The sequence below is a fragment of the Rhodoligotrophos defluvii genome, assembly GCF_005281615.1.
Lineage (GTDB): Bacteria > Pseudomonadota > Alphaproteobacteria > Rhizobiales > Im1 > Rhodoligotrophos > Rhodoligotrophos defluvii.
Window position 1 is genome coordinate 1664593 of record NZ_SZZM01000001.1, and the last position, 24869, is coordinate 1689461.

Consider the following 24869-nt stretch of genomic DNA (forward strand, 5'->3'; position numbering starts at 1 on the left):
AGCTAGATGGAGCGGTTGACGCCGCCATCGACCACGATGGCCTGGCCGGTGATGTAACCGGCCTGAGCCGAGCAGAGATAGGCGCAGAGATCGCCGATCTCCTTGGGCTCGCCCAGACGCTTCACCGGGATGGTCTCGGCGAAGCGCTTGAACTGCTCGTCGACGCTGATGCCGAGGCCCCGGGCGCGCGCCGCGTGCACCTCGATCAGCCGGTCGGTCATGATCGGACCCGGGGCAATGCAGTTCACAGTAATGCCGAACGGCGCGAGGTCTGTGGCGATCGTCTTGGCCATCACCGTCACGCCCGCCCGCACCGAATCCGAGACCACCAGGTCGCTCATCGGCTCCTTCACCCCATAGCCGGTGAGATGGATGATGCGGCCGCGGCCTGAAGCCTTAAGGGCGGGCAGCGCCTCACGGGTGAGCCTGACCGCGCTCATCAGCGTCAGCTGGTTGGCAATGTCCCAGTCCTCGTCAGGCACCTTGTCGAACGGGCCGGTGGGCGGCCCGCCGGCATTGGCGACCAGGATGTCGAGGCCGCCGAGCCGCTCGGTCGCCTCGCGCACCAGCCGCCGCACCTCATCGGCCTTCGAGACGTCGGCCGCGGCCCAGGCCACCGCCCCGATCTCCTTCGCGGTCCGCTCGGTGTCGGCGGCGTTGCGCGCACAGATGAACACCTGCGCGCCTTCATCCGCCAGAGACTTGGCGCACGCTTTGCCGAGGCCCTTGCTTGCGCCGGTCACCAGTGCCCTGCAGCCGCGAAGATTGAGATCCATGAACGTCCTCTGTCGCTACAACCGACGAAATCCGGCGAGACTCAGGCTTCCGGCATGGGATAGGTCGCCGCCGATTCACCGGAGATGTAGTCGGTGACCGGCGCCTGGAAGCTCGGGTCGGATTCCGAAACCTCCCAGATCTGCACCGCGCGCGGGAAGCGCTTCTGCGGCGGCTCGGCGAAGTTCACCGGGTTGGTGAGCAGCCCGTTCAGGTCCGTGGTGCCGACATTCTTCACCGCCGCGTTGATTCCGGCCCGGCTGAGATCGCCGCTCTTGATGGCCGCCTCCAGCACCGCATTGGTCATGGCGCCGTGGATATAGCCGAAGGTGAAGTAGGGATCCGGCACCTGGTCGGGATAGTACTTGTCGCGCACCTCGCGCACCTTCGCCATTTCCGGCGCCTGGGTCGACCAGGCAGGGAGGCACGAGCCGATATAGAACTTGTCCTGAGCGACGATGGACATGAAGTCCTTGTTCTTGGCCAGGCCCGGGTCGAACGAGGGCTGCCAGCCCAGCCAGATCGCATGCACGCCGAGCCGTGTCAGGCCGACCACGAACTGGGCGGTCACCGCCGACGTGTTGGCCAGCACGATCGCATTGGCGCCGGCATCCTTCAGCGCCTGGATCTGGGCGGTGAAATCGGTGTCGGTCGGCTCGTAGGTCTGCTTGGTGACGACGTCCAGGTCGTAGTGCTTGGTGGCGTAATCAAAGGCTGCCACCCCGTCGGCACCGAGATTGTCGTGCCGGGAGACGACTGCCCATTTGAGCGACTTCCCGTTCTTCTCCTTCACGATGTAATCGATGCCGTTGCAGATCTGGATCGTGTAGGGCGCAAACGGAATGATCAGCTGCGGGTCGGCATAGAACTGCGAGCCGAAGGTGCTGGGGATGACCAGCACGCCCGCCTGCTTGATGCGGCGCTGCAGTGCAGCGATGATTGGGGTGCCGAACAGATCCGCATAGATCGCCACGCGCGGCGTCATTTCCGCGAAGATCTGGTTGGCTGTCTGGCCGTTGTACTGATGATCCTGCTTGAGGATCTCAACCTTGCGGCCCTCGATGCCGCCAGCGTCGTTACGAGCCTTGAAATAGGCGTCGATGCCGTTGGCGATCGGCACGCCTTGCAGCGCGACCGGCCCCGTTAGCACCGACAGAACCCCCGCAGTGATCGCCTGATCGGTCACGCCCGGCGTGTCCTGTGCCCAGGCTCCGGCGGATCCGGTCGTCGAAAGCGCCAGCGCGCCAACGGATCCCGCAAGCACGTCCCGTCTGCTGATCATCGTTTCCTCCCATCCTTCCCATCGCATTTTGGTCATCTCGGTGGCGAGCCCAACCGAGTGTTCCGTTCAATAGAACATGCGTTTCGTTCACATCGTGACGCGAGGCTTTGACTTTGTCAACCGGTGGGGCGATCGCTAGCCCGTGCAATGCATGATAAGCCGTTCGGGGTTTGACAAAGTGGCGAGAGACTCATACGCTCCTCGAAAGAACAAATGTTCTCTCTAAGAGAACGCTGTTGGGTGGATTCCAGGAAGAGGCTGAAGTCAGCCCCATGGCTGCGCTCCTTCAGGTCGAAGATCTTGCGGTCACCTATGGCTCGGGCGTGCATGCGGTCCGGGACGCATCGCTGACCGTGGCGGAAGGCGAGTTCGTTGCGCTGCTCGGCGCCAACGGGGCCGGGAAGACGACCTTGCTCAGGGCGCTGTCCGGCCTTCTGGCCCACCATGGAGGCCGGGTGACCCGCGGCCGCATTATCGCCATGGGCCACGACCTGGTGAAGGCACCCGGTCACCTCCGTTCCCGCATCGGCATCACCCAGACCTTCGAGGGCCGGCGCATCCTGCGCGACTTCACGGTCGAGGAGAACCTTGAGGCCGGCGGCATCAGCGCGGCCGGGCCGGCAGTTCGCGCGCGCATCGGTGATCTCTATGACCAGTTCCCGATCCTGCGGGAGCGGCGGCGGCAGCCTGCGGGGCTGCTGTCGGGGGGCGAGCAGCAGATCCTGGCCATCGCCCGCGCGCTGATGAGCGACCCCAAGCTGTTGCTGCTGGACGAGCCGAGCCTGGGGCTCGCGCCGGTGATGATCACGCAGATCGCCAAGACCATCCGAGCCGTGCGCGCCCTGGGAAAGACGGTCCTGCTGGTGGAGCAGAATGCGCATCTGGCGCTGGAGCTCGCCGACCGCGCCTACATCATGCAGAACGGCGCCATCGTCGGCGAGGGCCGCGCCGACGACCTGAAGCGCCAGGAGATGATCCAGCACTTCTATGTTGGTTTCGGCGAGGGATCGCTGCCGCTGCGCCGGCGCACCGAGGCGAGGCCCGCGCCATGACCGAACCTCTGCTTGCCGTCCGCGATGTCACCCTGCGCTTCGGCGGGGTTACCGCCCTCAGCGACGTGTCCTTCGACCTCTACCCCGGCCACATCCTCGGCCTGATCGGGCCGAACGGCGCCGGCAAGAGCTCGCTGGTGAATGTCATCACCGGCACTTATCGGGCCAATGCGGGCTCGATCCACCTGTCGGGCCAGGATCTGCTGGCTCTGCCTCCCTACAAGCGCGCCGCTTTGGGCTTGAGCCGCACCTTCCAGAACCTCGCCCTGTTCGGCGGCATGTCGGTCTATGACAACGTCATGGTGGGGCGCCACCTCCACATTCGCGAAGGCATCGTCTCGAGCATGCTGCCGCTGCCGTTCAGGGCACCATCGCGTGACGAGCGGTCGAGCGCCGCGGTGGTGGAGGATCTGCTCGGCAAGCTTGGGCTCAGCGGGGTGCGCGACGCGGAGGTGGGCTCGCTGCCCTATGGCTATCAGAAGCGCGTGGAACTGGCGCGGGCGCTGGCCTCCGAGCCGCGGGTTCTGCTGCTGGACGAGCCCTTCGCCGGCATGACCCCGGACGAGAGCCGCGAGCTTGCCAAGACCATCCTCGCCCTGTGGGAGGAGCATCGGCTCACCATACTGATGATCGAGCACAATATGGGGCTGATCATGGATGTGGCCGACATCGTCGTGGTGCTCGATTTTGGGCGGGTGGTGACGATTGGCGAGCCGGACGAAGTGCGCAACAACCCCGACGTCATCCGCGCCTATATCGGCGACGAAGTTCCATCGCTGGCCGAGGCGTGATCATGGTGAAATTCATCCAGCTCCTCGTCTTCGGCCTGTCGCTGGGCTCGCTCTACGGCCTGGTGGCGCTGGGCTTCGTGGTGATCTTCAAGTCCACCGGCGTCATCAACTTCGCCCATGGGGCGATGGTGCTCATCGCCGGCTATCTGCTCTACGTGGCCGGCCTTGGCGGCCTGAACGCGCCTTTTGCCCTGGCCTTCATCCTGGCGTTGATCGCCATCGCGGCCCTTTCGGTCGGGCTCGAGCGGCTGGTGCTTGGCCATGCGGCCAATTCCTCGGCCGACACCAAGCTGATGATCACCCTCGGGCTCTATATCGTGCTGGTGACGACCGCCGAGGCCATGTTCGGCGTGAACCAGGTATCGATCGGCGTGCCGATCAACGGCCAGCTGGTGATCGGCGGCGTTCACATCGACTATATCCGCATCGCCGCGATCATCGGGTCGCTGGTCTGCGTGGCCGCCCTGGCCCTCTTCTTCAACCGCACCAAGCTCGGCCTCTCCATGCGCATCGTGGCGACCGACCCGGAAGTCGCGACCGTGCTCGGCATCAATGTGCAGTGGGTGCATGCTGTCGCCTGGGCGATTGCGGGCCTGCTCGGCCTGGTGGCCGTGACCTTCCTCGGCAGCCTGCCGGGCTACGGCTTGCAGCCTGCCACGGCGCATGTGGCGTTCCGCGCTTTTCCGGCGGCCGTGCTCGGCGGCATGACCTCGCTGCCCGGCGCGGTGGTCGGCGGCCTCATCATCGGCGTGGTCGAGGTGATGATGGCGGGCTATCAGCCGAGCCTGCTGCCGGCGCTCGGCAGCGGATTCTACATCGTCAGCGGCTATATCGTGATGATCGTCATCCTGCTGTTCCGGCCGCAGGGCATTTTCGGCAAAGCGGGAGGGCAGCGCGTATGACGGCGGCCCATCCTCTCCGCCTGCTTGGCTGGACTATCCTTGCAGCGCTGGTGCTGGCCTGGCCGTACATTGCCGACGAGCAATGGATCACGGTGGGTTCCTTTGCGGCCATCGCGGTGATCGGGGCTCTGTCGCTGCAGATCCTCACCGGCTTCACCGGCCTGGTGTCCCTCGGACAAGCCGCATTCTTCGGCATCGGCGCTTATGCCGCCAGCATGCTCGGCCCGGCGATGCACCCCGAGATCGACGCCGTGTTGGGCGATCTGCCGTTCCCGCTCGACCTGGTTGCCGGCAATCAGCAGGGCTGGCCGCTGGTCCTGGGCCTGCTGGTGGCGGGACTGGCATCCGGCCTGGTTGGGCTGCTGCTGGCGCCGGCCGCCATCAGGCTGAGCGGCATCTATCTCGCCATCGTCACCATGGGCATGATCTTCGCCGCGCAGTACCTGTTCATCCACTGGGAATGGCTCACCGGCGGTGCCATGGGCCTTGCCCTGTCCGCACCCGCAATCGGCGGCTTCTCCTTCGAGGAGCCGACGGAGATCGGCGGGCTGGTGCTCAGCCGCTCGCTCAAGCTCTATTACCTCGCCGTGTTCATTGCCGTGCTCGCCGCCCTGTCGGTGATCAGGCTGCAAAGCTCGAAGACCGGACGCGCCCTCCAGGCCATCCGCGACAACGAGACCGCCGCCGCGATGAACGGCATCGACACGACCTATTACAAGATCGCCGCTTTCGTTGCGGCCGACTTCATGGCCGGCATCGCCGGCGCGCTCTATGGCACGCAGTTCGGCTATGCCCTGCCGGAGACCTGGGACCTCAACCTCTCCGTCATGTTCCTGGCCATGATCATCATCGGCGGGCTCGGCCTGGTGCGGGGCGCCGTGCTGGGCGCCCTGTTCGTGACCGGCCTGCCGCCTTTCCTGCGCGAGGTGCTGGGTGATGACGTGCACGTGCTCGGTTTCAACGCGCCCCAGCTGAACCAGGTGGTGTTCGGGCTGGCCATCGTCCTGTTCCTGGTGGCGGCGCCCGGCGGGCTGGCCCGGTTCAGTTTCGCCCGCCTGCGCAGGCTCGTGCTGTTAGGGCGGCGAGATAAGCCCGAACCGGCAGCGCCTGCCACATCCGGAGCGGCACTTAGCCAAGTCAGGGAAATGGAGAAGGCATGAATCTCGGACTTGAGGGCAAGACCTTCCTGGTGACCGGCGCCGCCAGCGGCATGGGGGCCTCGGCCACTGAAATCCTGCTCGCTGCCGGCGCCAATGTGGCCGCGTGCGACCGCGACAAGGAACGCCTCGCAGCGATGAGCAACGGCAGTGCCATGCTGCCCATCCCTGTGGACATCGCCGAGCAGGACCAGGTGATGGCGGCGGCGGCAGCCTGCCGCGACCGTTTCGGGTGCATCGACGCGGTGCTGCATTTCGCGGCGATCCTCGACCGTCATACGATCGACGAGCTGACGCCTGAGATCTGGGACCGGGTGATGAACGTCAACCTGCGCGGCACCTATCTCGTGGTGCAGGCGGTGCTTCCCCATATGCGCGAGCAGGGTGGCGGCCGCATCGTGCTGACCGCTTCGGATTCGGCGCGCATGGGCTCCCTGGTCAGCGGCCCCGCCTATGCCGCATCGAAGGGCGGCGTGATCGCGCTGACCCATACGCTCGCGCTCTATCTCGGCCCCTCGAATATCACGGTGAACGCGGTCTGCCCGGGGCTCACCATGACCGGCATGTCCGAAGGCTGGTCGCAGGATTTCATCGCCAAGATTGCGAGCCGCACGCCGCTGGGCCGGCTCGCGCAGCCCGACGAGGTGGCGCGGGTGGCGATCTTTCTCGGCAGCGATGCGGCGAATTTCGTGACCGGCGAGGTGGTCGAGGTGAATGGCGGCATTCACTTCGACTGAGGCTTGAAGGCAAGAGGTCCGATCATGTCGGAAACTGGCATACAGCCCTTCGACTACAAGCGTCCCAAGGATTGGGCCGAAGCCATCGCGCTTCTCTCCGAACCCGGCGCGGTGGCGAAAATGGGCGGCCTCGATGTGATGACGCGCTACCGCCGCGGTAAGCTGACTGCGCGAACGGTGGTAGGCCTCAACGATCTGCCCGGCGTCCGCGAGCTGCGTTTCGGCCCGGACGGTGCCCGCATCGGTGCTGCCGTGACCATCGCGCAACTCACTCGGTCCGCCGAGTTTGCCCGCCGCTGGCCAGTGCTTGCGAAGGTCATGGGGGAGATCGCCTCGCCCGCGATCCGCAACGCGGCCACCGTGGTCGGCAATGTCGCCCAAGGCTGGTCCACCGGCGACCTGGTGCCCTTGTTCCAGGTCTGTGGCGCTGTGCTCGAAATACGAGGCCCGCAGGGCGAGCGTGCCCTGCCTGTTACAGATTACGCGCAAACCCCCGGCGCTGCGGCCTTGCAGCCGGGCGAGATCATCACTGCGCTCGAGCTGCCGGCGCCGCCGCCCGATCACCGGCTCGTCTATGAGCGCTTTGCGCTGCGCAACGCCTTCGAACTGCCGGTGGTGGCGGTGGCGGTCAGTGCTGTCCTGCGCGGCGCGACTTACCACGATTTCCGCGTTGCCGCCGTCGGCGGCCGGCCGATGCCCGCCCGCTGCCAGCCGGTTGAAACGCTGCTCGAGGGCTGCCGCGACCTGAGAGGGCAGGTCGAGGCAGCCGCGACGGCGATCGCCGATTGGTCACAGCCCCCGAGCGACTGGCGGGCATCGGCCGCATACCGACGGCATGTCCTGACCGTGATGCTGAACAAGGCCCTGGCCCGGCTGGTCCAGTCCAAGGCCGTGGAGTGAGCGATGACACGAGCAGCCAAGCAAATGATCGAACTGAACGTGGACGGCGAGCTCGTCGAGGTGCCCGTGCGCCCACATCACCTGCTGGTGGATGTGATCCGCGACGGCTGCGGCCGGATGAGCGTCAAGGAGGGCTGCGAGTCCGCAAGCTGCGGCGCTTGCACGGTGCTGATCGACGGCGAGCCGGCCCTGTCCTGCATCACGCTGGCGGTGGACGCCGTGGGGCACGAGATCCGCACGGCGGAGAGCCTGAGCACCTCCGACCGCAAGCTGCATCCGCTGCAGCAGGCCTTCATCGACCATCACGCCGTGCAATGCGGCTTCTGCACGCCCGGCATGCTGCTGACCGGTTTGGCATTGCTTCAAGCGAACCCCCATCCAGATGAAGCGGAGATCCGCTCCGCCATCAGCGGCAACATATGCCGCTGCACGGGCTATGTGCGCATCGTCCGCGCCATCGCCGATGCCGCCCAGAAGATGAACCATGGCGCCGCGAGCCGTGCCAAGGAGCTGGCGTCATGAATGAGCGCATATCGGTTGTCGGGCAGCGGGTGCGCCAGGCGGACATCCTGGAAAAGGTGATGGGCCGGGCGGTGTTCACCGCCGACCTGGCCTTCCCGAGAATGCTGACCGCGCAGGTCGTCCGCTCGCCCATCGCCCATGGCAAGATCCGCCATATCGATGTCAGCCGTGCCGAGCGGGTGAAGGGTGTGCGTGCCATCGTGCGCGGCAGCGATGCGCCCTATCGCTATAACCTGCCGCTGCGTGACCAGCCGTTCCTGGCCATCGACCGGGTGCGCTATGTGGGCGAGCCGGTGGTTGGCATCGCCGCGGAGGACGAAGACGCGGCGCGGGAGGCCGCAAGCCTCATCCATGTGGATTACGAGCCGCTGCCGGCGGTGTTCGATCCGGAGCAAGCGCGCGCGCCCGGCGCGCCGCTGATCCATCCGGAGTTTGAGAGCTATTGGCGCGATTCCAAGCTGTTCACCTCGGTGCCGAACAGCAATGTCTTGAGCCATTTCAAGCTGCGCAAAGGCGACTGCGAGGCCGGCTTCGCGCAAGCGGAGGCGATCTTCGAAGGCACCTATAAGAGCCAGGCCTTCAATCACGGCGCCCTGGAGCCGCATGCCTGCATTGCCCAGGTGGAGCGGCACGGCCAGCTCACCTTGTGGTCAACCCAGCAGTCGCCGTGGTTTGCGGCCGACGACCTCGCCATCGCCCTGGGCTGGCCGGTGCACCGGGTTCGGGTGATTGCGCCTTATCTGGGCGGTGGGTTCGGTGCCAAACACGGGCTCAAGGCCGAGCCGCCGCTGGTTGCCATCGCGCTCAAGACCGACGGCCGCCCGGTGAAGCTGGTGCTGACCCGCGAGGAGGTGTTCTCCGCCGCCGGGGTGCGCGGCGCCGTGACGGTGAAGATCCGCACAGGCGTCAAGCGCGATGGCACGATTGTCGCCCGCGAGGCGGAAGTAGTCTGGGACACCGGCGCCTATGCGGATGTAGGGCCTCTGCTCTGCCGCAACGGCAGCTACTCCGTCACTGGCCCCTACCGCATCCCGAACCAGAAGATCGATGGCTATTGTGTCTACACCAACAAGGTGGTGACCAGCGCCTTCCGCAGCTACGGCATCATGGAGATGTCGTTCGCCTACGAGTCGCATATGGACGAGATTGCGCGCGGGCTCGGAATCGACCCGGTGGAGATCCGCCGCCGCAACCTCATCGAGGATGGAGACGAGACCGCGACCGGCGAGCGCCTCAAGGCCATCGGCCTCAAGCCGACCCTGGACGCCTGCGCCGCCGCCATGGGTTGGGACGAGCCGAAACCGCCGGGCCGCGGCCGCGCCATCGTCACCACGGCGAAGTCCAGCGTGGCGCCGTCCGGCTCCAGCGCCTTCATCCAGATGAACGACGACGGCACGTTGAACGTGATGTGCGCGACGACCGACATGGGCCAGGGGGCGCGCACGGTGATGAGCCAGCTTGCGGCCGAGGCGGTCGGGGCGCGGTATGAGGACGTGCACCTCATCGCCAGCGACACGGCCGTCACCCCGCCGGACCGGTCGACCTCGTCCAGCCGCTCCACCTTCAACATGGGCAATGCCGTCATCCGCGCCGGCACGGATGCGAAGAAGCAGGTTCTGGAGAAGGCGGCCGAGCTGCTGGATGCGCCCATCGAGGAGCTGGAGGTACGCGACAGCACGGTGCGGGTGCGCAACTCGAACCGGTTCTGCACCTTCAAGGAGATTGCCGGGGTGCGGCCGGGCAGCCCCTATGGGCCCATCGTCGGCCGCGGCTCCTACGTGCCGGAAGGCACCACGCCCTTCGACCTCGAAACCGGGCAGGGCCGACGCATCACCGGCTTCTGGCTGTATAGCAGCCAGGGGGTCGAACTCTCCGTGGATACGGATACCGGCAAGGTCACACTGCACAATATCGTCTCGGCGCATGATACCGGCCGCACCCTCAACCCCGCTGCCTGCGAGGGCCAGGTGGATGGCGGCGTGGCGATCGGCTGCAGCGCGGCCTTGATGGAGGAGCTGGTTCTCGACGAGAGCGGGCGCGTGGCCAATGCTGCCTTCGGTGACGACTATCCCACCATCACCAGCGCCGACCTGCCGCCAATCACGCCGGTATTCGTCGAGATCCCTCATCCCGATGGTCCCTATGGCGCCAAGGGCATTGGCGAGGGTCCGACCACCGGCATTGCCGCCGCGGTGGCCAATGCAGTGGAAGATGCGATCGGCGTGCGCATCCGCGACCTGCCGATCACGCCGGAGAAGATCCTGCGCGCCCTGGGCAAGCTTCCCGCCGAGGATCGGCCGTAAGCGCGTCGAATCTGCTATTGACCTGCGGCGGGCTCGCGGTACAGGGACGCCAAATCAATGCCCGGAAGGCGAAAAGAAAGACATCAGGCCAAGCGCCGTGAAGACCAGTAGTAGAAATCCCATCTCGAAGGCACTGAAGGCGCTCACCTGGATGGTGCAGGAGAACGCGAAGGACGTGGGCGTGCGCGAGATGGCCGCGGGCCTCAATGTCTCGCCCAGCACCGCCCACCGCCTGCTGTCGGAGCTGGTCCAGGCCGATCTGGTCAACCACAATCCGCAGACCGGCCGCTATTCGCTCAGTCTGGAATTCCTGCGCCTGGCCTATCTGGCCATCGCCCAGATGCCGATCCGGCAGATCGCCCTTGCCCATATGCGCCAGCTGACGGATGCCTGCAACGAGACCTCGCTGCTCGGCCTCTATGACAGCATGCGGCAGGAGATGATCTTCGCCGCCATGGTCGAATCTTCCCACCCCCTGCGCTATCAGATCGAGCTCAACAAGTGGCTGCCCGTCTATGTGGGCGCATCGGGACTGGCCATCATGTCCTTCCTGAGCGACACGGAGATTGCCTCGATCATCGACCGCACGCGGCTCGCCCCTGCCACGTCGCGCTCGATCACCGAACGCTACCGCCTGGAAGCGGAGATCCAGCGCATCCGCGAGCGGGGCTACGCGATCACCCATGGGCAGCGCACGGTCGATGCAGTGGGCATCGCCGCGCCGGTGTTCGGCAGCAGTGGCGAAGCGATCGGCGATATCTGCCTCACCATCCCGGAAAGCCGCTTCGATCCGAGCACCGAACGGCGGATCGCCGAGCTCCTGATGGACTGTGCCGACAAGGTCACCAAGTCGATTGGCGGTAAGCGGCGCGTGTTCCACCCCGCCTGACCTGACCTCCTGCCCTGACCAGCGCCCGATCGCCGGCGCTTGCCGTAAGGCTTCGCTCGTGATCTTTTACAGGACCGCCGGCGCGCCCCGTTAACGGTGCAGCAAGCCGGACCTGGTTCAACGCGTGGATTGCCAAGAGGCCAGCGTATGCCGAGAGAGCGCGAAACAGCCATGACCGACCCTCGCCTGCCGTTTCTCGCCGAGCTGGAGAAAAAGGTCCTGTGGCTTTCCACATGGACCATCCACAATGCCAACCACATCCGCCCCAGTGACGACGGGCTGAAGGTCGGCGGGCATCAGGCGTCCTCGGCCTCGCTCGCCACCATCATGACGGCGCTCTATTTCGCGGTGCTGAAGCCGGAGGATCGCGTCGCAGTCAAGCCGCATGCCAGTCCGATATTTCATGCGATCCAGTATCTGCTTGGCCACCAGACCCAGGAAAAGCTCGAGAATTTCCGCGGCTACAAGGGCGCGCAATCCTATCCCTCCCGCACCAAGGACGGCGACGACGTCGACTTCTCCACCGGCTCCGTCGGCTTGGGTGTGGCGCAGACACTGTTTGCCTCTCTCGTGCAGGATTACGTCAAGGCCCATGGCTGGGCCGACGGGCGGCGCGAGGGGCGCATGGTCGCGCTGGTCGGCGACGCGGAGATGGACGAGGGCAATATCTTCGAGGCCCTGCTCGAAGGCTGGAAGCAGGGCGTGCGCAACTGCTGGTGGATCATCGACTACAACCGCCAGAGCCTGGATGCGGTGATCCGCGAAGGGCTCTATGAACGGTTCCAAGCGATCTTCACGGCCTTCGGCTGGGACGTGGTGATCCTCAAATATGGCTCGCTGCTCGAAGCCGCCTTCCGCGAGCCCGGCGGCGACAAGCTGCGGGAGTGGATCGACAACGCGCCCAACCAGCTTTATTCCGCTCTGACCTTTCAGGGGGGTGCGGCCTGGCGCAAGCGACTGCTCGACGATATCGGCGACCAGGGCCCGGTCACCCGGCTCATCGAGAGCCGCAGCGACGACGAGCTCGCCCGGCTCATGACCAATCTCGCCGGACACGACCTGCCGAGCCTGTTGGCCGCGTTCGAGGCCATCGACCATGACCGGCCGACGGTGTTCATCGCCTATACCATCAAGGGCTTCGGCCTGCCGCTCGCCGGCCATAAGGATAACCATGCCGGCCTGCTCACGCCCACGCAGCTCGGGCAGTACCAGGCGAGCATCGGCGTGCGCCCCGGCCATGAATGGGACCGGCTCGAGGGGCTGTCGCTGCCTGCCTCCGAACTGGAACGGTTCCTGGCAACCGTTCCGTTCAACGCGGAAGGCCGGCGCCGGCTTGCCGCTCCGCGCCTGCCAGTTCCCGACACGTTCCCCATGCCGCACCAGGGTGCTATGTCGACCCAGCAGGGCTTCGGGCTTATTCTCAACGAGCTTGCCCGCTCGTCGGACCCGCTCGTGGAGCGCATCGTCACCACCTCGCCTGACGTCACCGTGTCCACCAATCTCGGGCCGTGGGTCAATCGCCGCGGTCTGTTCGCCCGCCAGGCGATGAAGGACCTGTTCAAGGCCGAGCGCATCCCCTCGACCTTCAGCTGGGAGTTCAGCCCCAAGGGCCAGCACCTCGAGCTCGGCATTGCCGAGATGAACCTGTTCATCCTGCTGTCTGCCCTCGGGCTGTCGCATTCGCTTTTCGGCGAGCGGCTCATTCCGATCGGCACGCTCTATGATCCGTTCATCGCCCGCGGCCTCGATGCTCTCAACTATGCCTGCTATCAGGATGCGCGCTTCATTCTCGCCGCGACGCCGTCGGGTGTGACGCTGGCGCCGGAAGGCGGCGCGCACCAGTCGATCGGCACGCCGCTCATCGGCATGGCGCAGGACGGGCTGGCCGCCTTCGAGCCGGCCTTCGTGGACGAGCTTGCCACCATTCTCCACTGGTCGTTCGACTATGTGCAGCGCTCCGGCGAGAGCGATGCCCCCGAGCGCGATGTCGAAGAGCGGTCATGGCTGCGCGACGAGACGGGCGGGTCGGTCTACTTACGGCTGTCGACGCGAACCATCGAGCAGCCGCAGCGCGAGATTTCGCCGGAGCTTGAGCGCGACATCATCGATGGCGCCTACTGGCTGCGCCGTCCCGGCCCCAATGCCGAGGTGGTGGTCGCCTATACCGGCGTGGTCGCGCCCGAGGCGATCCAGGCCGTGGGTCTGATGGCCGAGGACCGGCGTGATGTCGGCCTCTTGGCCGTCACCTCCGCCGACCGCCTCAATGCCGGCTGGACGGCGGCGCAGCGGGCGCGCGAGCGCGGGCTTATCAAGGCGCGCAGCCATATCGAGCGGCTGCTGAGCGGACTGCCGCCCCATTGCGCGCTGGTCACCGTCCTCGATGGGCACCCCGCGACCCTGGCATGGCTAGGGTCGGTCGCCGGCCACCGCACCCGCTCGCTCGGGGTTGAGCATTTCGGGCAGACCGGCAGCATAGCCGATCTCTACCGCCACTATGGGATCGATGCGCAGGGCATCATCTCCGCTGCGGCCATGATCGCCCCGGGCCGTCCGATCAAGCATCTGCACGTCGCGTGAACCGTTCCTAGTCGACTGGCCAAGATCGGCACGATATGGGACTGCATGCGCATCCTTCTGACCGAGGGCTCCAGCACCTCCGCCCGTGAGGCGGTCACCATCCTGGGCCTCCAGGGCCATGACGTCGAGATCTGCGATCCGGACCCGCACTGCATCGCGCGGTTCTCGCGTTTCGTGCGCCGATACCATCGCTGCCCGGGCCTGGGGGTTGACCCGGAAGGCTTTGTCGCCTTCGTCATGGACCTGCTGGCGCGAGAGCCATTCGACATCCTGCTGCCCATTCACGAGCAGGGCCTCGCATTCTGCAGGCTGCGGGACAAGCTGCCGGGCGGCGCGGCCGTGGCGCTGCCCAGCTTGGAGGCCTATCGACAGGTGCACAGCAAGGCGGGCTTCAGCCGCGTGCTGTCCGAGCTCGGCCTCCCCCAGCCTCCCACACAATTCATCGAGACGCGCCAGCAGGCGCTCTCTTTGAACAAATTTCCCGTTGTTCTTAAGACTTCGATAGGCACGGCCAGCCGCGGCGTGTGGCTTGTTAAAGATCGCGAAAGTCTTCGCTGTGCAGTTGAGGAACTAGACAAGATTTCCGGCTTCACGGATGCCGTTCTTGCTCAGGATTTCATTGAGGGAACGGTCGAGCACGCACAGGCGGTATTCAGCAATGGAAAGCTTATCGGACTGCATGCCTATCGGCAGATCGTCCGCGGCGCCGGTGGTGGCGATGCGGTCAAGGAAAGCATTGACCGGCCGGAGTTGCACGACCATTTGGCTCTGCTCGGCGAGCATCTGCATTGGCACGGCGCCCTCTCGGTCGATTACCTCGCCTCGGAGGCGTCCGGCGCCATCCATTACATCGACTGCAATCCGCGACTGGTGGAGCCGATGAACGCTTGGCTCGCCGGTCATGACCTCCTCGATCGGCTGCTGCAGGTCACCTGCGCAGATCAGACGGCGCCTTTGCCGCCCGGCCGGACCGGCATCCGCTCCCATCTCGCGATGCAGGCCCTGCTCGGCTGTGCCTTGCGCAGCCGTTCGCGTTGGGAACTTCTGCGCGAGATTGTGCGTTTAGTCCGCGGGAGCGGGATCTATCGTACGAGTGAGGAGGAGTTGACACCCCTGAGATGGGATTGGCCGAGTGTAGCACCCACCGTCGCGGTCGCTCTCCTGTTGCTCATCACCCCCAAGGCCGCCGAGCAGATGCCCAAGCGCGGCTGGGGAACTCACCTTCTGACACCGCAAAGCATCCGCATCATCTGTGATCGGGTCGGATAGGCGGCCCCCGGCCCTGACGCGGCGGCGAAATCTGGAGTTGCCCAATTGGATAGAAACGGTTCCACGCCTGCGAGAAACGGGGAGGATGCAAAGCGCCGCGTGCTGATAACGGGCGGAAGTGGGTTCATTGGCCAGCACTTGGTCGCGGCGGCCACGGCGCGCGGCGATGCGGTGCGGGTGCTGGACTTGCAGCCCCCACGGCTTCACCTCCCGCGGGAGTTCATACAGGGCTCCATCCTCGACCCCGCATGCGTCCGCCGTGCCATGGAAGGTGTCGACACGGTGTACCATCTCGCCGGCATCGCCCATTTCTGGACACCGGACCCCGAGGATTTCGACCGCGCAAACCATCAGGGCACCGAGACTGTTCTCTCGGTCGCCGCGGAGCTGGGCGTGCGGCGCTTCGTGCACTGCTCGTCGGAGACGGTCATGTTTCCAGCAAATGGCCACGGGCCGGGCAGCCCGACCCTGGTGGAGGACATGGCGGGCCCATATACGCGGTCGAAGTTCCTGGCCGAGCTCGCGGCGCTGGACGCAGCGCGCAATGGCTTGCCCGTAGTCGTCGTCAATCCGACGGTTCCCATCGGTCCCGGCGATCACAACAGGACGGCGCCGACGGCCATGGTGTCGCTGTTCCTGAATCATCCGCCGCTGTTCGTCATGGACTGCATCCTGAACGTGGTGGATGTGCGCGACGTGGTCACCGGCATCATGCTGGCGGCGGACCATGGCCGGGTCGGCGAGCGCTACATTCTCGGCGGCGAAATCCTGACCGTGCGCGAGCTCATCCGCCGGATCGATGCGATATGCGGCCGCCGCACCACGACCTTCAACATTCCCGGCTTTGCGGCTCTGGCCGCGGGGTTCGCCGCGGAATGGTATTCGAATCATATCAGCCAGCGCATGCCGCTCGCCACACCCGAGGCTGTGCGGGTGGCACTCAGGTCCATCCCGCTGGAGATCGACAAGGCACGGGAAGACCTGGGCTATCGGCCCCGTGCCATAGACGGCGCGCTCGCCGAGACCGTTGCCTGGCTCTCGCGCGCGGATGCGACGGTGCGCGATGCGATGAAACGTCTGCCGGAGAGCTACTCAAGCCCCCGATGAAAAGGCCGCCTTCCGACGCGACGGCAGGATAGCGAGCAGCGTCACGCCCCGAGCCAGAAGAAACCCGTGCAGCGCCGCCCACAACCCGGCATTGCCGAACAGGTGCCCGAGGCCGAGCAGCAGCGCCACGTAGACGGCGAACGACAGCAGCATCATGTTGCGCATGTCGCGCGACCAGGTGGCGCCGATGAAAACGCCGTCCATCTGAAAGGCAAGCACGCCCGTGAGCGTCGTCAAGGCGCCCCACACCAGCAGCCGCTTGGCCTCGAGCTGAACGCCGGCCGACGTGGTCATGAGCTCGATGAAAGTCGAGCCGAAGGCCAGAAACACAATGTTTGCGACGGCTGCCAGGGCCAGTCCCCAGGCCATGGTCATGCGCACGCCCTGGTCGAACGCCGGTCGATAGCGCGAGCCGATCGCCCGGCCGGTGATCTGCTCCGCGGCTGTGGCAAAGCCGTCGAGGAAGTAACTGCCGATCAGGAAGAAGTTCAGCAGCACCGCGTTGGCCGCCAGGCCCACCGTGCCGAACTGCGCGCCCTGCCGGGTGAACAGGGCGAAGGCGGCCAGCAGCACGAAGGAGCGGATCATGATGTCGCGGTTCAGCGCAACCATGCGCAGCAATGCCGCCTTGTCCAGCAGCCGGCCGCGGGAGACGGGCGGCATGCGGGCAAAACGGACTAGAATGACGACAAGACCTAAGACAGCGGCTGCCGCTTCGCCGCCGACGCTGGCCCAGGCGACCCCGGCGATGCCCCATTCCAGCGCAAGTCCGAGCTGAATGCAGAGCAGGACGTTGGTCACATTCAGCACGATCTGCAGCATGAGCCCGAACAGGGCCTCGCCCCGCCCCAGCACGTAGCCGAGAATGGCGTAGTTGAGGAGCGCCACCGGCGCGCTCAGCATGCGGACCTCGATATAGGTGGCCATCGCCCGGGATACGGCCGGATCGGCGCCCATGAACCATTGGCCGGCCAGCGCAATGGCCGGCCCGAGAAGCGCCAGGGCCGTTCCGCAGCAAGCGGCAATTGCGGCCGCGTGCCAGAACGCCGCCTGCTCGCCCTCCGCGTCCCTGCGGCCGAGCGCCTGCGCCGTGAGCCCCGTGGTGCCCGCGCGCAGGAAGTTGAACGTGGTGAACACCACGTCGAACACCACGGCGCCGGCCGCGAGCCCGCCGATCAGGGCTGCATCGCCAAGCCGCCCCACCACGGCCGTGCCGACGATGCCGAGCAGCGGCGTGGTGACGAAGGCGAGCGTCATCGGCACCGCGATCGACAGCACGAGCCGGTTCGTCACCTGAAAAGGATGGACGGTGGTGACGCTCAACTGAATGGCATCCGCAGATCTGACCGCAACTTCGTCCGGATGGATAACCGAATTGCCCCATCATCTGTTTGACTTTTTATGGCTTGGTAGCACACATGCGGCAGCACATTGGTCCTCCTTTACCTCTGCCATGGCCTCCGATCGTCTGTCGCCCACCGCTGAAGCCTATGAGGATGCGCCGTTCGGCGCGCCCATCTTGCCGCGCATTCGCCAGGCCATCGACCACATGGCGGATGGGCAGTCGCGCATCGGCAAATATGTGCTCGACAATCCGGAGAAGGTGATCCGCGCTTCGCTGGCCGAACTGGCCGTGCTGGTGCAGAGCGGCGAGGCGAGCATCGTGCGCTTCTGCCAGCAGCTGGGCTATGCGGGGTTCCGCGAGTTCAAGCTGGCGCTCGCGACCGAGATTGCCACCCTGCGCGCGCAGCCGTCCGCCGAAGGCAGCGGCCGGGAAAGCATCCAGCTGCTGGCCAGGCGCCTGGCGGACGCCATCTACGACACCGCTGCCAGCCATCAGCGCTCGTCCCTCCGCCATCCCGCGCGCCGCCTCAAGGCCAGCCGGCGGATCGATATTTTCGGCGCGGGCGTCTCCGGGCTCATCGGCCAGCTCCTCGCCTATCGCTTGATGCGCGTCGGGTTGGTTGCCCAGGCGTTCCAGGATGCGACCCTGGTGCACGAGGTGATGAACGGGCTCGACCATTCCTGCGTCGCCATCGGCGTTTCGGAAACCGGCCTGACGGCGGACACCGTGCGTTTCCTGACTGGAGCGCGAGCCGTGGGTGCCTATACGATCGCCCTCACGGCGCGCGCGAACAGCCCTGTCGCCCGCGCGGCCGAATGCGTGCTGAATGTCAGCCCCGTGCAGCCACCACCCATTGGTGGAGAAACGGTCGCGGTGCCGGCCAAGATCCTGCTCATCGAAGCCTTGGCCGAAGCGATCGCCGCCTTGTAAGGCTCCTTCCGGAGCTTTGCTCCGTCGATTGTCATGTCGGTGAAATAAAACTCCCTCATGGTCCCGGCCTGTAATCAGGCAGGGCGACTCATGACGGCGACCGTTTCCATTGCGGCCATCGAGAAGCGCTTCGGCGCCAACCGCACGCTCAAGGGCGTATCCTTGGACATAGCGGCCGGCGAGTTTCTGACCCTGGTCGGGCCGTCCGGCTGCGGGAAGTCCACGCTGTTGCGAATCATTGCCGGCCTCATCCCGCAGGATGGCGGGTCGGTGGGTATCGACGGCGAGCCGGTCGATCATCTGCCGCCGAAGGCGCGCGACGTGGCCATGGTGTTCCAGAGCTATGCGCTCTACCCGCATATGAGTGTGTTCGACAACATCGCCACGCCGCTGAAGACCCAGCTGCTGCCGGCCGCCGCCCGGCTGCCCCTGATCGGCCGCCTCGTGCCGGGCCAGGCCGCGCCGCGTGAGCAGATTGCCGCGGCCGTCCGCCGGGTCGCCAAGCAAGTGGAGATCGCCGCTTTGCTCGACCGCCGGCCGGCACAGCTCTCCGGCGGGCAGCGGCAACGGGTTGCGCTCGCCCGCGCCATGGTGCGCCAGCCGCGCGTGTTCCTCATGGACGAGCCGCTCTCGAACCTCGATGCGCGGCTGCGCGTGCATATGCGCGGTGAGTTGGCCGAACTGCACCGCCGGCTCGGCGCGACCTTCATCTACGTGACCCATGATCAGGTCGAGGCCATGACCATGTCGAGCCGCGTCGCCCTGATGATGGACGGGGAGATCGTGCAGGTGGCCCCGCCGCACCAGCTCTATGCCGATCCCAGCGATATCCGGGTGGCGCGGTTCATCGGCAGCCCCGAGATCAACCTGTTGCCCGCGGTCGCCGCCAAGAACGGACGCGTCGTTCTCGATGGCATGCCCACGCCGCTGGTCGCAGCCGAACCCGGCAAGGTCACCGTGGGCCTGCGCCCCGAAGCGCTGTTCTTTTCAGACGAGCCGGCGGAGCTGGCGCTGCACGCGCGGCTACAGCGGGTGGAGAATCTCGGGCACGACGTGCTCGTGCACCTCGGTCACGATCTCGGTGGCGATGGCCGGGTGGTCATGCGCCTTGCCCCGGCCGAGTTCGAACGCATCCGCCAGACGGCGCCGCTCGATGAGCCGCTCTCGCTGGGCGCGAGGGCTGCCCATGCCCTGCTGTTCCGCTCTGACGGCAAGCGGGTTGCGGCGCGCGAAGAGCATGATCAGAGCACGGCCGCCATGGGTCTGCGGAGAGTCGGCTGATGGCGCTGAGCCTCGTCACACCGCAGCCAAGGCCCGCGGACGCGGCCGAAAAGCGGCTCGGTGCGCGCATTGCGCCCTCCATCGCCTATTGGTTTGCGGCCCCTTCCATTCTTCTGCTGGTGGCAACCTTGCTGCTGCCCATCCTGGTCGTGGTGGCCTTGAGCTTCACCGACTACGAGCTTGGGGCGCTCGGCCTGTCCTTCCTCGGCTTCGAAAACTATGCGGCGCTGGCCGATGACGCCACCTTCTGGCGCAGCCTGAAGAACACCGCCTATTACACCGTGCTGGTGGTGCCGGGCTCGGTGCTGCTGGCGCTCCTGCTCGCGGTGCTGATCAGTGGCCTCAGCCGCGGCCGCCGGTTCTACCAGATCGCCTTCTTCCTGCCGGTGACCTCCACGCTGATCGCCATGGCGACGGTCTGGAAATACCTGCTGCATGGCGCGATCGGCCCCGTGAACCACCTGCTGGTCTTCCTCGGCTTTCCCGCACTCGAATTCTTCGGCAATCCGGACCTGGTCATGCCGGCGCTGGCCATCATCGGCATTTGGCAGCTGGTCGGCTTCAACATGGTGCTGTTCATTGCCGGCCTGACCGCGATTCCGGCCGATCTCTATGAGGCCGCGGCGGTCGACGGCATGGACCGGCCATGGGAACGGTTCTTCACGGTGACCCTGCCGCTGCTGGGGCCGACAACCATGTTCGTCGTGGTCACCTCGTCCATCACCGCCTTCAAGGTGTTCGACACCGTCGCCGTGCTCACCCGCGGCGCACCGCAAGGGGCGAGCGACGTTCTGCTCTATGTCACCTATCTCGAAGGCTTCCAATATTTCCGCATCGGGCCGGCGGCCGCCATGACCGTGATCTTCCTCGGGATCATCATGGTGCTGTCGCTGCTGCAAGCCAGGATCATCGAGCGGAGGGTGCATTACTGATGCCGCCGCTGACCCTCGCGCTCCGCCGCCTTGGCCTCACCCCGCGTGAGCTCGCCACCCATGCCGTCCTGCTGCTCGCGGCCTTCGCCGTCCTGTTCCCGTTCTACTGGATGGTGCTGACGGCCGTGCGGCCTTCGCAAGAGGTGTTCTCGGCAGGCTTTTCGTGGCTGCCGGAAACCTTCGTGGGGCTCGACAATCTCCGTACCGCGCTCGACCAGGCGCCGCTGCTGCGCTTCATGCTCAATGGCGCAATCGTTTGTGCCGGCATTCTCGTCGTCCAGCTGCTCACCGCCATCCCCTGCGCCTACGCGCTGGCCAAATACGAATTCCGCGGCCGCGACCTGCTCTTCGCGCTGACCTTGTTCGGCCTGTGCGTGCCCATCCAGGTGCCGGCGCTGCCGCTCTATATCGCGCTCGCCTTCACCGGCCTCCTCGACAGCTATTTCGCGCTGATGCTGCCGTTCTTCCTTTCGGTATTCGCCATCTTCCTGTTCCGGCAGGTGTTCAAGTCGTTCCCGGATGAGATCATCCATGCGGCGCGGCTGGATGGTCTGAGCGAGATGGAGATCCTCTGGCGCATCGTGGTGCCAAGCGCCGGCCCGGCGATTGCCGCTTTCGCCGTCTTCTCGATCACCGCCCATTGGAACGACCTCTATTGGCCGCTCATCGTGGTGACCAGCAAGGAGCTCGCGCCGCCGCCGCTGGGCATGATGTATTTCGCCGACAACGAGACCGGTGCCAATTTCGGCGCGCTGATGGCCGCGGCCACCCTGCTGACCGCGCCTCTCATGATCATCTTCCTCTTCGCCCAACGCCATTTCATCCGCGGTGTGACCATGACCGGGGTGAAGTGAACGTGCCTTCCTGAAGCAAACGGAGCTTTACGATGAGAAACCTGCTCAAGGCCGCAGTTGTGGGGGCGGCCATGACCCTCGGTGCGGCCGCCGCCACCGCGGACACCGTTGTCCTCGACGTGGTCCATGCCTGGCCGGCCCATAACAGCTTCCATGAGGCCGTGGCCGCGGCCTTCATGAAGCAGAACCCTGATATCGAGATCAAATTCCGCAGCTCGCCGCCGACCTATGACGAGGGGCATCAGGCCTTGCTGCGCGGGGCGATCACCAACCAGCTGCCCGACATCTACTTCTCAGGCTACCACCTGCTGCCCGAGGTGGTTGCAGCGCTGAACAAGCGCGGGCAGGTCGTAGCTCTGGACGAGTTCCTGGCTGAGGAAGGTGAGGGCTGGGTTGAGAAGAACTACGAGCCGGCCATGCTCAAGCTCGGCCAGGCGGATGGCAAGCAATATGGCATGCCCTTCAACGCCTCGACGCCGGTGATCTTCTTCAATGGCGACCTGGTCAAGCAGGCCGGTGGCGACCCCGAGAACTTTCCGACCAACTGGAACGACCTGGTGGCGCTCGGCGCCAAGATCAAGGCGCTGGGCAATGGCGTCGACGGCATGGCCTATGACGTGCATGCCTGGCCGGACGACTGGCTGTGGCGCGCGCTCATCATGCAGCAGGGAGAGCCGATCATGAATGGCGACGGCAAGACCGTGGCCTTCGGCGCCCAGTCAGGCCTCGAGGCGCTCAAGCTGGCGCGCCGCTTCGTCACCGAAGGCGGCATGCAGCTGCGCGACTTTGAGCAGTCGCGCCAGCAGTTCGCCGCGGGCAAGATCGGCATCCTGTTCTCGTCCACCAACGGCGCCCGTGCCTTTTCGGACCTGGTGGGCGATCGTTTCGACCTACGTTCCGCCGTCTACCCCGTGGCCGACACCACGAAGGGCACGGTGCCCACGGGCGGCAATGCGGCCATGATCCTCGCCAAGGACCCCGCCAAGCAGAAGGCCGCCTGGGAATACATCAAGTTCGCCGCGGGGCCGGAGGGCCAGACAATCGCGGTGCTGGGCTCGGGCTATATGCCCACCAACAAAGCAGCCCTGGCTCCGGAATATCTGGGGGAGTTCTACAAGAAGCACCCGAATTGGCAGACCAGCATGAACCAGGTCTCCCGTGCGGCGCCATGGGGCGGCTATCCCGGCCATAACGGGGTGAAGATCTGGCGCATGCAGCGCGACCTCATCGGCGCGGTGATGCGCGGCGACATGGCGCCGGAGGAGGCGCTCGAGAAGATGACCGCCGAGACCGACACGCTCATCACGCAGTGACGGCGTCCAGCATCAGCAACCGAGACTAGAGCAGGGTGCCTTATTGTTGAATAGCCATCCCGCTCTATTCCTTTGCTTGAGCGTGATCCTTTCCGAAAACCGGTTCCCACTCTTCGGGCTCACGCCTTAGTCTGTCATGCTCGGCCTCGAGCCGAGCATCCAGGGCCAAGGGGCAGTCGTTCTGCCGTGAAGCCCTGGATCACCAGGTCAAGCCCGGTGATGACCAAGGGAAGTGCTTACCTTTCGAGATTCTAACACTGGTGATCCGATTGACTGATCTTGTTATTTTCGATTGCGACGGCGTGCTGGTGGACAGCGAGGTGATCGCGGCGCGGGTGATTGCGGAAAACCTGGCAGACCTCGGCATCGTCGTGGATCCGGAATATGTGCTCACCGGCTTCATCGGCCTTGATGCCGCAGGCACGCGGCGGCGGATCGAGGCCGATCATGGGATCGTGCTGGCGCCGGAGTTCGATGTGGAGGGCGGCGAGCGGCTGGCCCACGCGTTTCGGACGGAGCTTCAGCCCGTGGCCGGCATTCTCGCTCTGCTGCAGAACCTGGATCGCCCGTTCTGCGTCGCCTCCAACAGCGGCCACGAAAGGCTGGCGCAGAGCTTCGCAGCGACGGGCTTGAGCGAATTTCTCCGCGGCCGGGTGTTCAGCGCTGATGATGTTGCGCGCGGCAAGCCGGCGCCGGACCTGTTCCTCCACGCCGCACGGCAAATGGGCAACGTGGCGCCGAGCCGGTGCCTGGTGATCGAGGACAGCAGCACGGGCGTGCAAGCCGCCAGGGCGGCGGGCATGCGGGTGATCGGCTTCTGCGGTGGCGGCCATATCCGGCCTGGTCATGCCGAACGGCTTCTCGCCGGAGGGGCCGAGCAGATCGTCGCCAGCCACGCAGAGCTAGCCATAGTGCTTGCCTCGCTTCACGACGAGCCCGCGCGGGCCGTTGGGTGAGCCTTGCAGTTCAGGATAAAACGATGAGCAGCTTCGAATTCTTTTCCGATGCCGGCCGGTTTCTTCGCGGCAATCTGCACACCCATACCACCCGGTCCGATGGCGCCTTGCCGGTCGAGGCCGTGATCGCGGCCTATCGCGACGCGGGCTATGACTTCCTGGCCATCACCGACCACTTCCTCGCCCGCTACGAGTGGCCGGTGACCGATACGCGCGGCTTCCGCGACCAGCGCTTCACCACCCTGATCGGCGCGGAGCTCCATGCCCCGCGCACGGCGCTGAGCCCGCTCTGGCACATTGTGGCGGTGGGCCTGCCGCTCGATTTCGCACCGGCGACAGAAGACGAGGACGGGCCTGCCCTGGCACGCCGGGCGCGCGAGGCCGGTGCCTTCATCGGCATTGCCCACCCGGCCTGGTACAGCCTATCGCTCGAAGATGCCGAGACCATCGATGCGGCCCACGCGGTCGAGATCTACAACCACGGCTGCCAGCTGATGCATGACAAGGGCGATGGCGCCTATCTGCTGGACGGCCTCTCGGACAAAGGCCGCCGGCTGCTGACCTATGCCTGCGACGACGCTCACTTCAAGGCGCCCGATTTCGCCGGTGGCTGGGTGGAGGTGAAGGCCGCGCACAACGAACCCGATGCAATCCTCGATGCGTTGAAAGCCGGGCGGTTTTATTCCAGCCAAGGCCCGCGCATCCATGACATCGCTGTCACCGATTCGGTGGTCGAGGTCGCCTGCTTGCCGGCCATGGGCGTGGTGGTGGTCGGCGAGGGCTATCTGATGAGCTACCGGTTCGGCACCGGCCTCACCCGCGCGACATTGCCGCTGGAGCCGCTCGCCGTCAGCCCGTGGCTGCGCGTGGTCGTGATCGGTGGCGATGGCCGCCGCGCCTGGTCAAATCCCATCTGGAAGGACCAGCTCTGAAGAACGCACTGGCCGAGACGCCCGGGCCCTGGCAAAGTCCCATGTCCGGGTGGGCAGGATCATG

General features: G+C 65.8%; 22 protein-coding genes. 19 read left to right on the forward strand and 3 right to left on the reverse strand.

What is annotated here, in order from left to right:
• Positions 1-2 precede the first annotated feature (2 nt).
• Complete coding sequence (locus tag E4P09_RS07950; RefSeq protein ID WP_137388957.1) at positions 3-776, reverse strand: SDR family oxidoreductase; 774 nt, start codon at positions 774-776, stop codon at positions 3-5.
• 41 nt (positions 777-817) lie between these two features.
• On the reverse strand, positions 818-2056 hold the full coding sequence (locus tag E4P09_RS07955; RefSeq protein WP_170984289.1) for an ABC transporter substrate-binding protein: 1239 nt from the start codon (positions 2054-2056) through the stop codon (positions 818-820).
• Positions 2057-2328: 272 nt separating this feature from the next.
• Between E4P09_RS07955 and E4P09_RS07960 the strand changes: the two genes are divergently transcribed.
• The 12 genes from E4P09_RS07960 (at position 2329) to E4P09_RS08015 (ending at position 16262) form a co-directional block, all read left to right on the forward strand.
• Positions 2329-3108 (forward strand): ABC transporter ATP-binding protein, encoded by a 780-nt coding sequence (locus E4P09_RS07960; RefSeq protein WP_137388959.1) that lies wholly within the window; start codon positions 2329-2331, stop codon positions 3106-3108.
• Entirely contained in the window at positions 3105-3899 is a 795-nt protein-coding gene (locus tag E4P09_RS07965; protein WP_137388960.1) for an ABC transporter ATP-binding protein, read from the forward strand. The genes E4P09_RS07960 and E4P09_RS07965 overlap by 4 nt, the downstream gene beginning before the upstream one ends.
• A gap of 2 nt (positions 3900-3901) precedes the next feature.
• Positions 3902-4801 carry a branched-chain amino acid ABC transporter permease gene (locus tag E4P09_RS07970; protein ID WP_137388961.1) on the forward strand — a complete coding sequence of 300 codons (900 nt, stop codon included), beginning with the start codon at positions 3902-3904 and terminating at the stop codon, positions 4799-4801.
• Complete coding sequence (locus E4P09_RS07975; protein WP_137388962.1) at positions 4798-5961, forward strand: branched-chain amino acid ABC transporter permease; 1164 nt, start codon at positions 4798-4800, stop codon at positions 5959-5961. Before E4P09_RS07970 ends, E4P09_RS07975 begins: the two co-directional genes overlap by 4 nt.
• Positions 5958-6695 (forward strand): SDR family NAD(P)-dependent oxidoreductase, encoded by a 738-nt coding sequence (locus E4P09_RS07980; protein WP_137388963.1) that lies wholly within the window; start codon positions 5958-5960, stop codon positions 6693-6695. Before E4P09_RS07975 ends, E4P09_RS07980 begins: the two co-directional genes overlap by 4 nt.
• 24 nt (positions 6696-6719) lie before the next feature.
• Complete coding sequence (locus E4P09_RS07985; RefSeq protein ID WP_137388964.1) at positions 6720-7595, forward strand: FAD binding domain-containing protein; 876 nt, start codon at positions 6720-6722, stop codon at positions 7593-7595.
• A 3-nt stretch (positions 7596-7598) separates the two neighbouring features.
• Positions 7599-8117: a (2Fe-2S)-binding protein gene (locus tag E4P09_RS07990; RefSeq protein WP_137388965.1), complete on the forward strand. Its 519-nt coding sequence runs from the start codon at positions 7599-7601 to the stop codon at positions 8115-8117.
• A complete protein-coding gene (locus tag E4P09_RS07995) occupies positions 8114-10420 on the forward strand; it encodes a xanthine dehydrogenase family protein molybdopterin-binding subunit (protein WP_170984290.1) in 2307 nt (768 codons plus the stop codon). Before E4P09_RS07990 ends, E4P09_RS07995 begins: the two co-directional genes overlap by 4 nt.
• A 97-nt stretch (positions 10421-10517) precedes the next feature.
• Complete coding sequence (locus E4P09_RS08000; protein ID WP_170984291.1) at positions 10518-11309, forward strand: IclR family transcriptional regulator; 792 nt, start codon at positions 10518-10520, stop codon at positions 11307-11309.
• 171 nt (positions 11310-11480) lie between these two features.
• A complete protein-coding gene (locus tag E4P09_RS08005) occupies positions 11481-13886 on the forward strand; it encodes a transketolase (protein ID WP_137388968.1) in 2406 nt (801 codons plus the stop codon).
• Between the two features lie 237 nt (positions 13887-14123).
• Complete coding sequence (locus E4P09_RS08010) at positions 14124-15155, forward strand: ATP-grasp domain-containing protein (protein ID WP_239025056.1); 1032 nt, start codon at positions 14124-14126, stop codon at positions 15153-15155.
• Between the two features lie 99 nt (positions 15156-15254).
• Positions 15255-16262 (forward strand): NAD-dependent epimerase/dehydratase family protein, encoded by a 1008-nt coding sequence (locus E4P09_RS08015; protein WP_239025057.1) that lies wholly within the window; start codon positions 15255-15257, stop codon positions 16260-16262.
• Here E4P09_RS08015 and E4P09_RS08020 read toward each other — a convergent pair.
• Positions 16248-17519: an MATE family efflux transporter gene (locus E4P09_RS08020; protein WP_137389296.1), complete on the reverse strand. Its 1272-nt coding sequence runs from the start codon at positions 17517-17519 to the stop codon at positions 16248-16250. The genes E4P09_RS08015 and E4P09_RS08020 overlap by 15 nt on opposite strands.
• 196 nt (positions 17520-17715) lie before the next feature.
• Between E4P09_RS08020 and E4P09_RS08025 the strand changes: the two genes are divergently transcribed.
• The 7 genes from E4P09_RS08025 to E4P09_RS08055 all read left to right on the forward strand — a co-directional run bounded on the left by E4P09_RS08025 (position 17716) and on the right by E4P09_RS08055 (position 24805).
• Positions 17716-18537, forward strand: coding sequence for a MurR/RpiR family transcriptional regulator (locus tag E4P09_RS08025; RefSeq protein ID WP_170984292.1), 822 nt, complete (start codon positions 17716-17718; stop codon positions 18535-18537).
• Between the two features lie 90 nt (positions 18538-18627).
• Complete coding sequence (locus tag E4P09_RS08030; protein WP_137388972.1) at positions 18628-19818, forward strand: ABC transporter ATP-binding protein; 1191 nt, start codon at positions 18628-18630, stop codon at positions 19816-19818.
• On the forward strand, positions 19818-20750 hold the full coding sequence (locus tag E4P09_RS08035; protein ID WP_137388973.1) for a carbohydrate ABC transporter permease: 933 nt from the start codon (positions 19818-19820) through the stop codon (positions 20748-20750). The genes E4P09_RS08030 and E4P09_RS08035 overlap by 1 nt, the downstream gene beginning before the upstream one ends.
• Positions 20750-21604: a carbohydrate ABC transporter permease gene (locus E4P09_RS08040; RefSeq protein WP_137388974.1), complete on the forward strand. Its 855-nt coding sequence runs from the start codon at positions 20750-20752 to the stop codon at positions 21602-21604. Before E4P09_RS08035 ends, E4P09_RS08040 begins: the two co-directional genes overlap by 1 nt.
• Before the next feature lie 32 nt (positions 21605-21636).
• On the forward strand, positions 21637-22917 hold the full coding sequence (locus E4P09_RS08045; protein ID WP_137388975.1) for an ABC transporter substrate-binding protein: 1281 nt from the start codon (positions 21637-21639) through the stop codon (positions 22915-22917).
• A 269-nt stretch (positions 22918-23186) separates the two neighbouring features.
• Complete coding sequence (locus E4P09_RS08050; RefSeq protein WP_239025058.1) at positions 23187-23873, forward strand: HAD family hydrolase; 687 nt, start codon at positions 23187-23189, stop codon at positions 23871-23873.
• Between the two features lie 23 nt (positions 23874-23896).
• Positions 23897-24805: a CehA/McbA family metallohydrolase gene (locus tag E4P09_RS08055; protein WP_137388977.1), complete on the forward strand. Its 909-nt coding sequence runs from the start codon at positions 23897-23899 to the stop codon at positions 24803-24805.
• Positions 24806-24869: the final 64 nt, after the last annotated feature.

What these genes read in the sequence shown, in the direction of transcription:
- E4P09_RS07950 (WP_137388957.1), bottom strand. Translation starts at nt 776, where the DNA reads ATGGATCTCAATCTTCGCGGCTGCAGGGCACTGGTGACCGGCGCAAGC.
- E4P09_RS07955 (WP_170984289.1), bottom strand. Translation starts at nt 2,056, where the DNA reads ATGATCAGCAGACGGGACGTGCTTGCGGGATCCGTTGGCGCGCTGGCG.
- E4P09_RS07960 (WP_137388959.1), top strand. Translation starts at nt 2,329, where the DNA reads ATGGCTGCGCTCCTTCAGGTCGAAGATCTTGCGGTCACCTATGGCTCG.
- E4P09_RS07965 (WP_137388960.1), top strand. Translation starts at nt 3,105, where the DNA reads ATGACCGAACCTCTGCTTGCCGTCCGCGATGTCACCCTGCGCTTCGGC.
- E4P09_RS07970 (WP_137388961.1), top strand. Translation starts at nt 3,902, where the DNA reads ATGGTGAAATTCATCCAGCTCCTCGTCTTCGGCCTGTCGCTGGGCTCG.
- E4P09_RS07975 (WP_137388962.1), top strand. Translation starts at nt 4,798, where the DNA reads ATGACGGCGGCCCATCCTCTCCGCCTGCTTGGCTGGACTATCCTTGCA.
- E4P09_RS07980 (WP_137388963.1), top strand. Translation starts at nt 5,958, where the DNA reads ATGAATCTCGGACTTGAGGGCAAGACCTTCCTGGTGACCGGCGCCGCC.
- E4P09_RS07985 (WP_137388964.1), top strand. Translation starts at nt 6,720, where the DNA reads ATGTCGGAAACTGGCATACAGCCCTTCGACTACAAGCGTCCCAAGGAT.
- E4P09_RS07990 (WP_137388965.1), top strand. Translation starts at nt 7,599, where the DNA reads ATGACACGAGCAGCCAAGCAAATGATCGAACTGAACGTGGACGGCGAG.
- E4P09_RS07995 (WP_170984290.1), top strand. Translation starts at nt 8,114, where the DNA reads ATGAATGAGCGCATATCGGTTGTCGGGCAGCGGGTGCGCCAGGCGGAC.
- E4P09_RS08005 (WP_137388968.1), top strand. Translation starts at nt 11,481, where the DNA reads ATGACCGACCCTCGCCTGCCGTTTCTCGCCGAGCTGGAGAAAAAGGTC.
- E4P09_RS08010 (WP_239025056.1), top strand. Translation starts at nt 14,124, where the DNA reads ATGGACCTGCTGGCGCGAGAGCCATTCGACATCCTGCTGCCCATTCAC.
- E4P09_RS08020 (WP_137389296.1), bottom strand. Translation starts at nt 17,519, where the DNA reads ATGACGCTCGCCTTCGTCACCACGCCGCTGCTCGGCATCGTCGGCACG.
- E4P09_RS08025 (WP_170984292.1), top strand. Translation starts at nt 17,716, where the DNA reads ATGGCCTCCGATCGTCTGTCGCCCACCGCTGAAGCCTATGAGGATGCG.
- E4P09_RS08030 (WP_137388972.1), top strand. Translation starts at nt 18,628, where the DNA reads ATGACGGCGACCGTTTCCATTGCGGCCATCGAGAAGCGCTTCGGCGCC.
- E4P09_RS08035 (WP_137388973.1), top strand. Translation starts at nt 19,818, where the DNA reads ATGGCGCTGAGCCTCGTCACACCGCAGCCAAGGCCCGCGGACGCGGCC.
- E4P09_RS08040 (WP_137388974.1), top strand. Translation starts at nt 20,750, where the DNA reads ATGCCGCCGCTGACCCTCGCGCTCCGCCGCCTTGGCCTCACCCCGCGT.
- E4P09_RS08045 (WP_137388975.1), top strand. Translation starts at nt 21,637, where the DNA reads ATGAGAAACCTGCTCAAGGCCGCAGTTGTGGGGGCGGCCATGACCCTC.
- E4P09_RS08055 (WP_137388977.1), top strand. Translation starts at nt 23,897, where the DNA reads ATGAGCAGCTTCGAATTCTTTTCCGATGCCGGCCGGTTTCTTCGCGGC.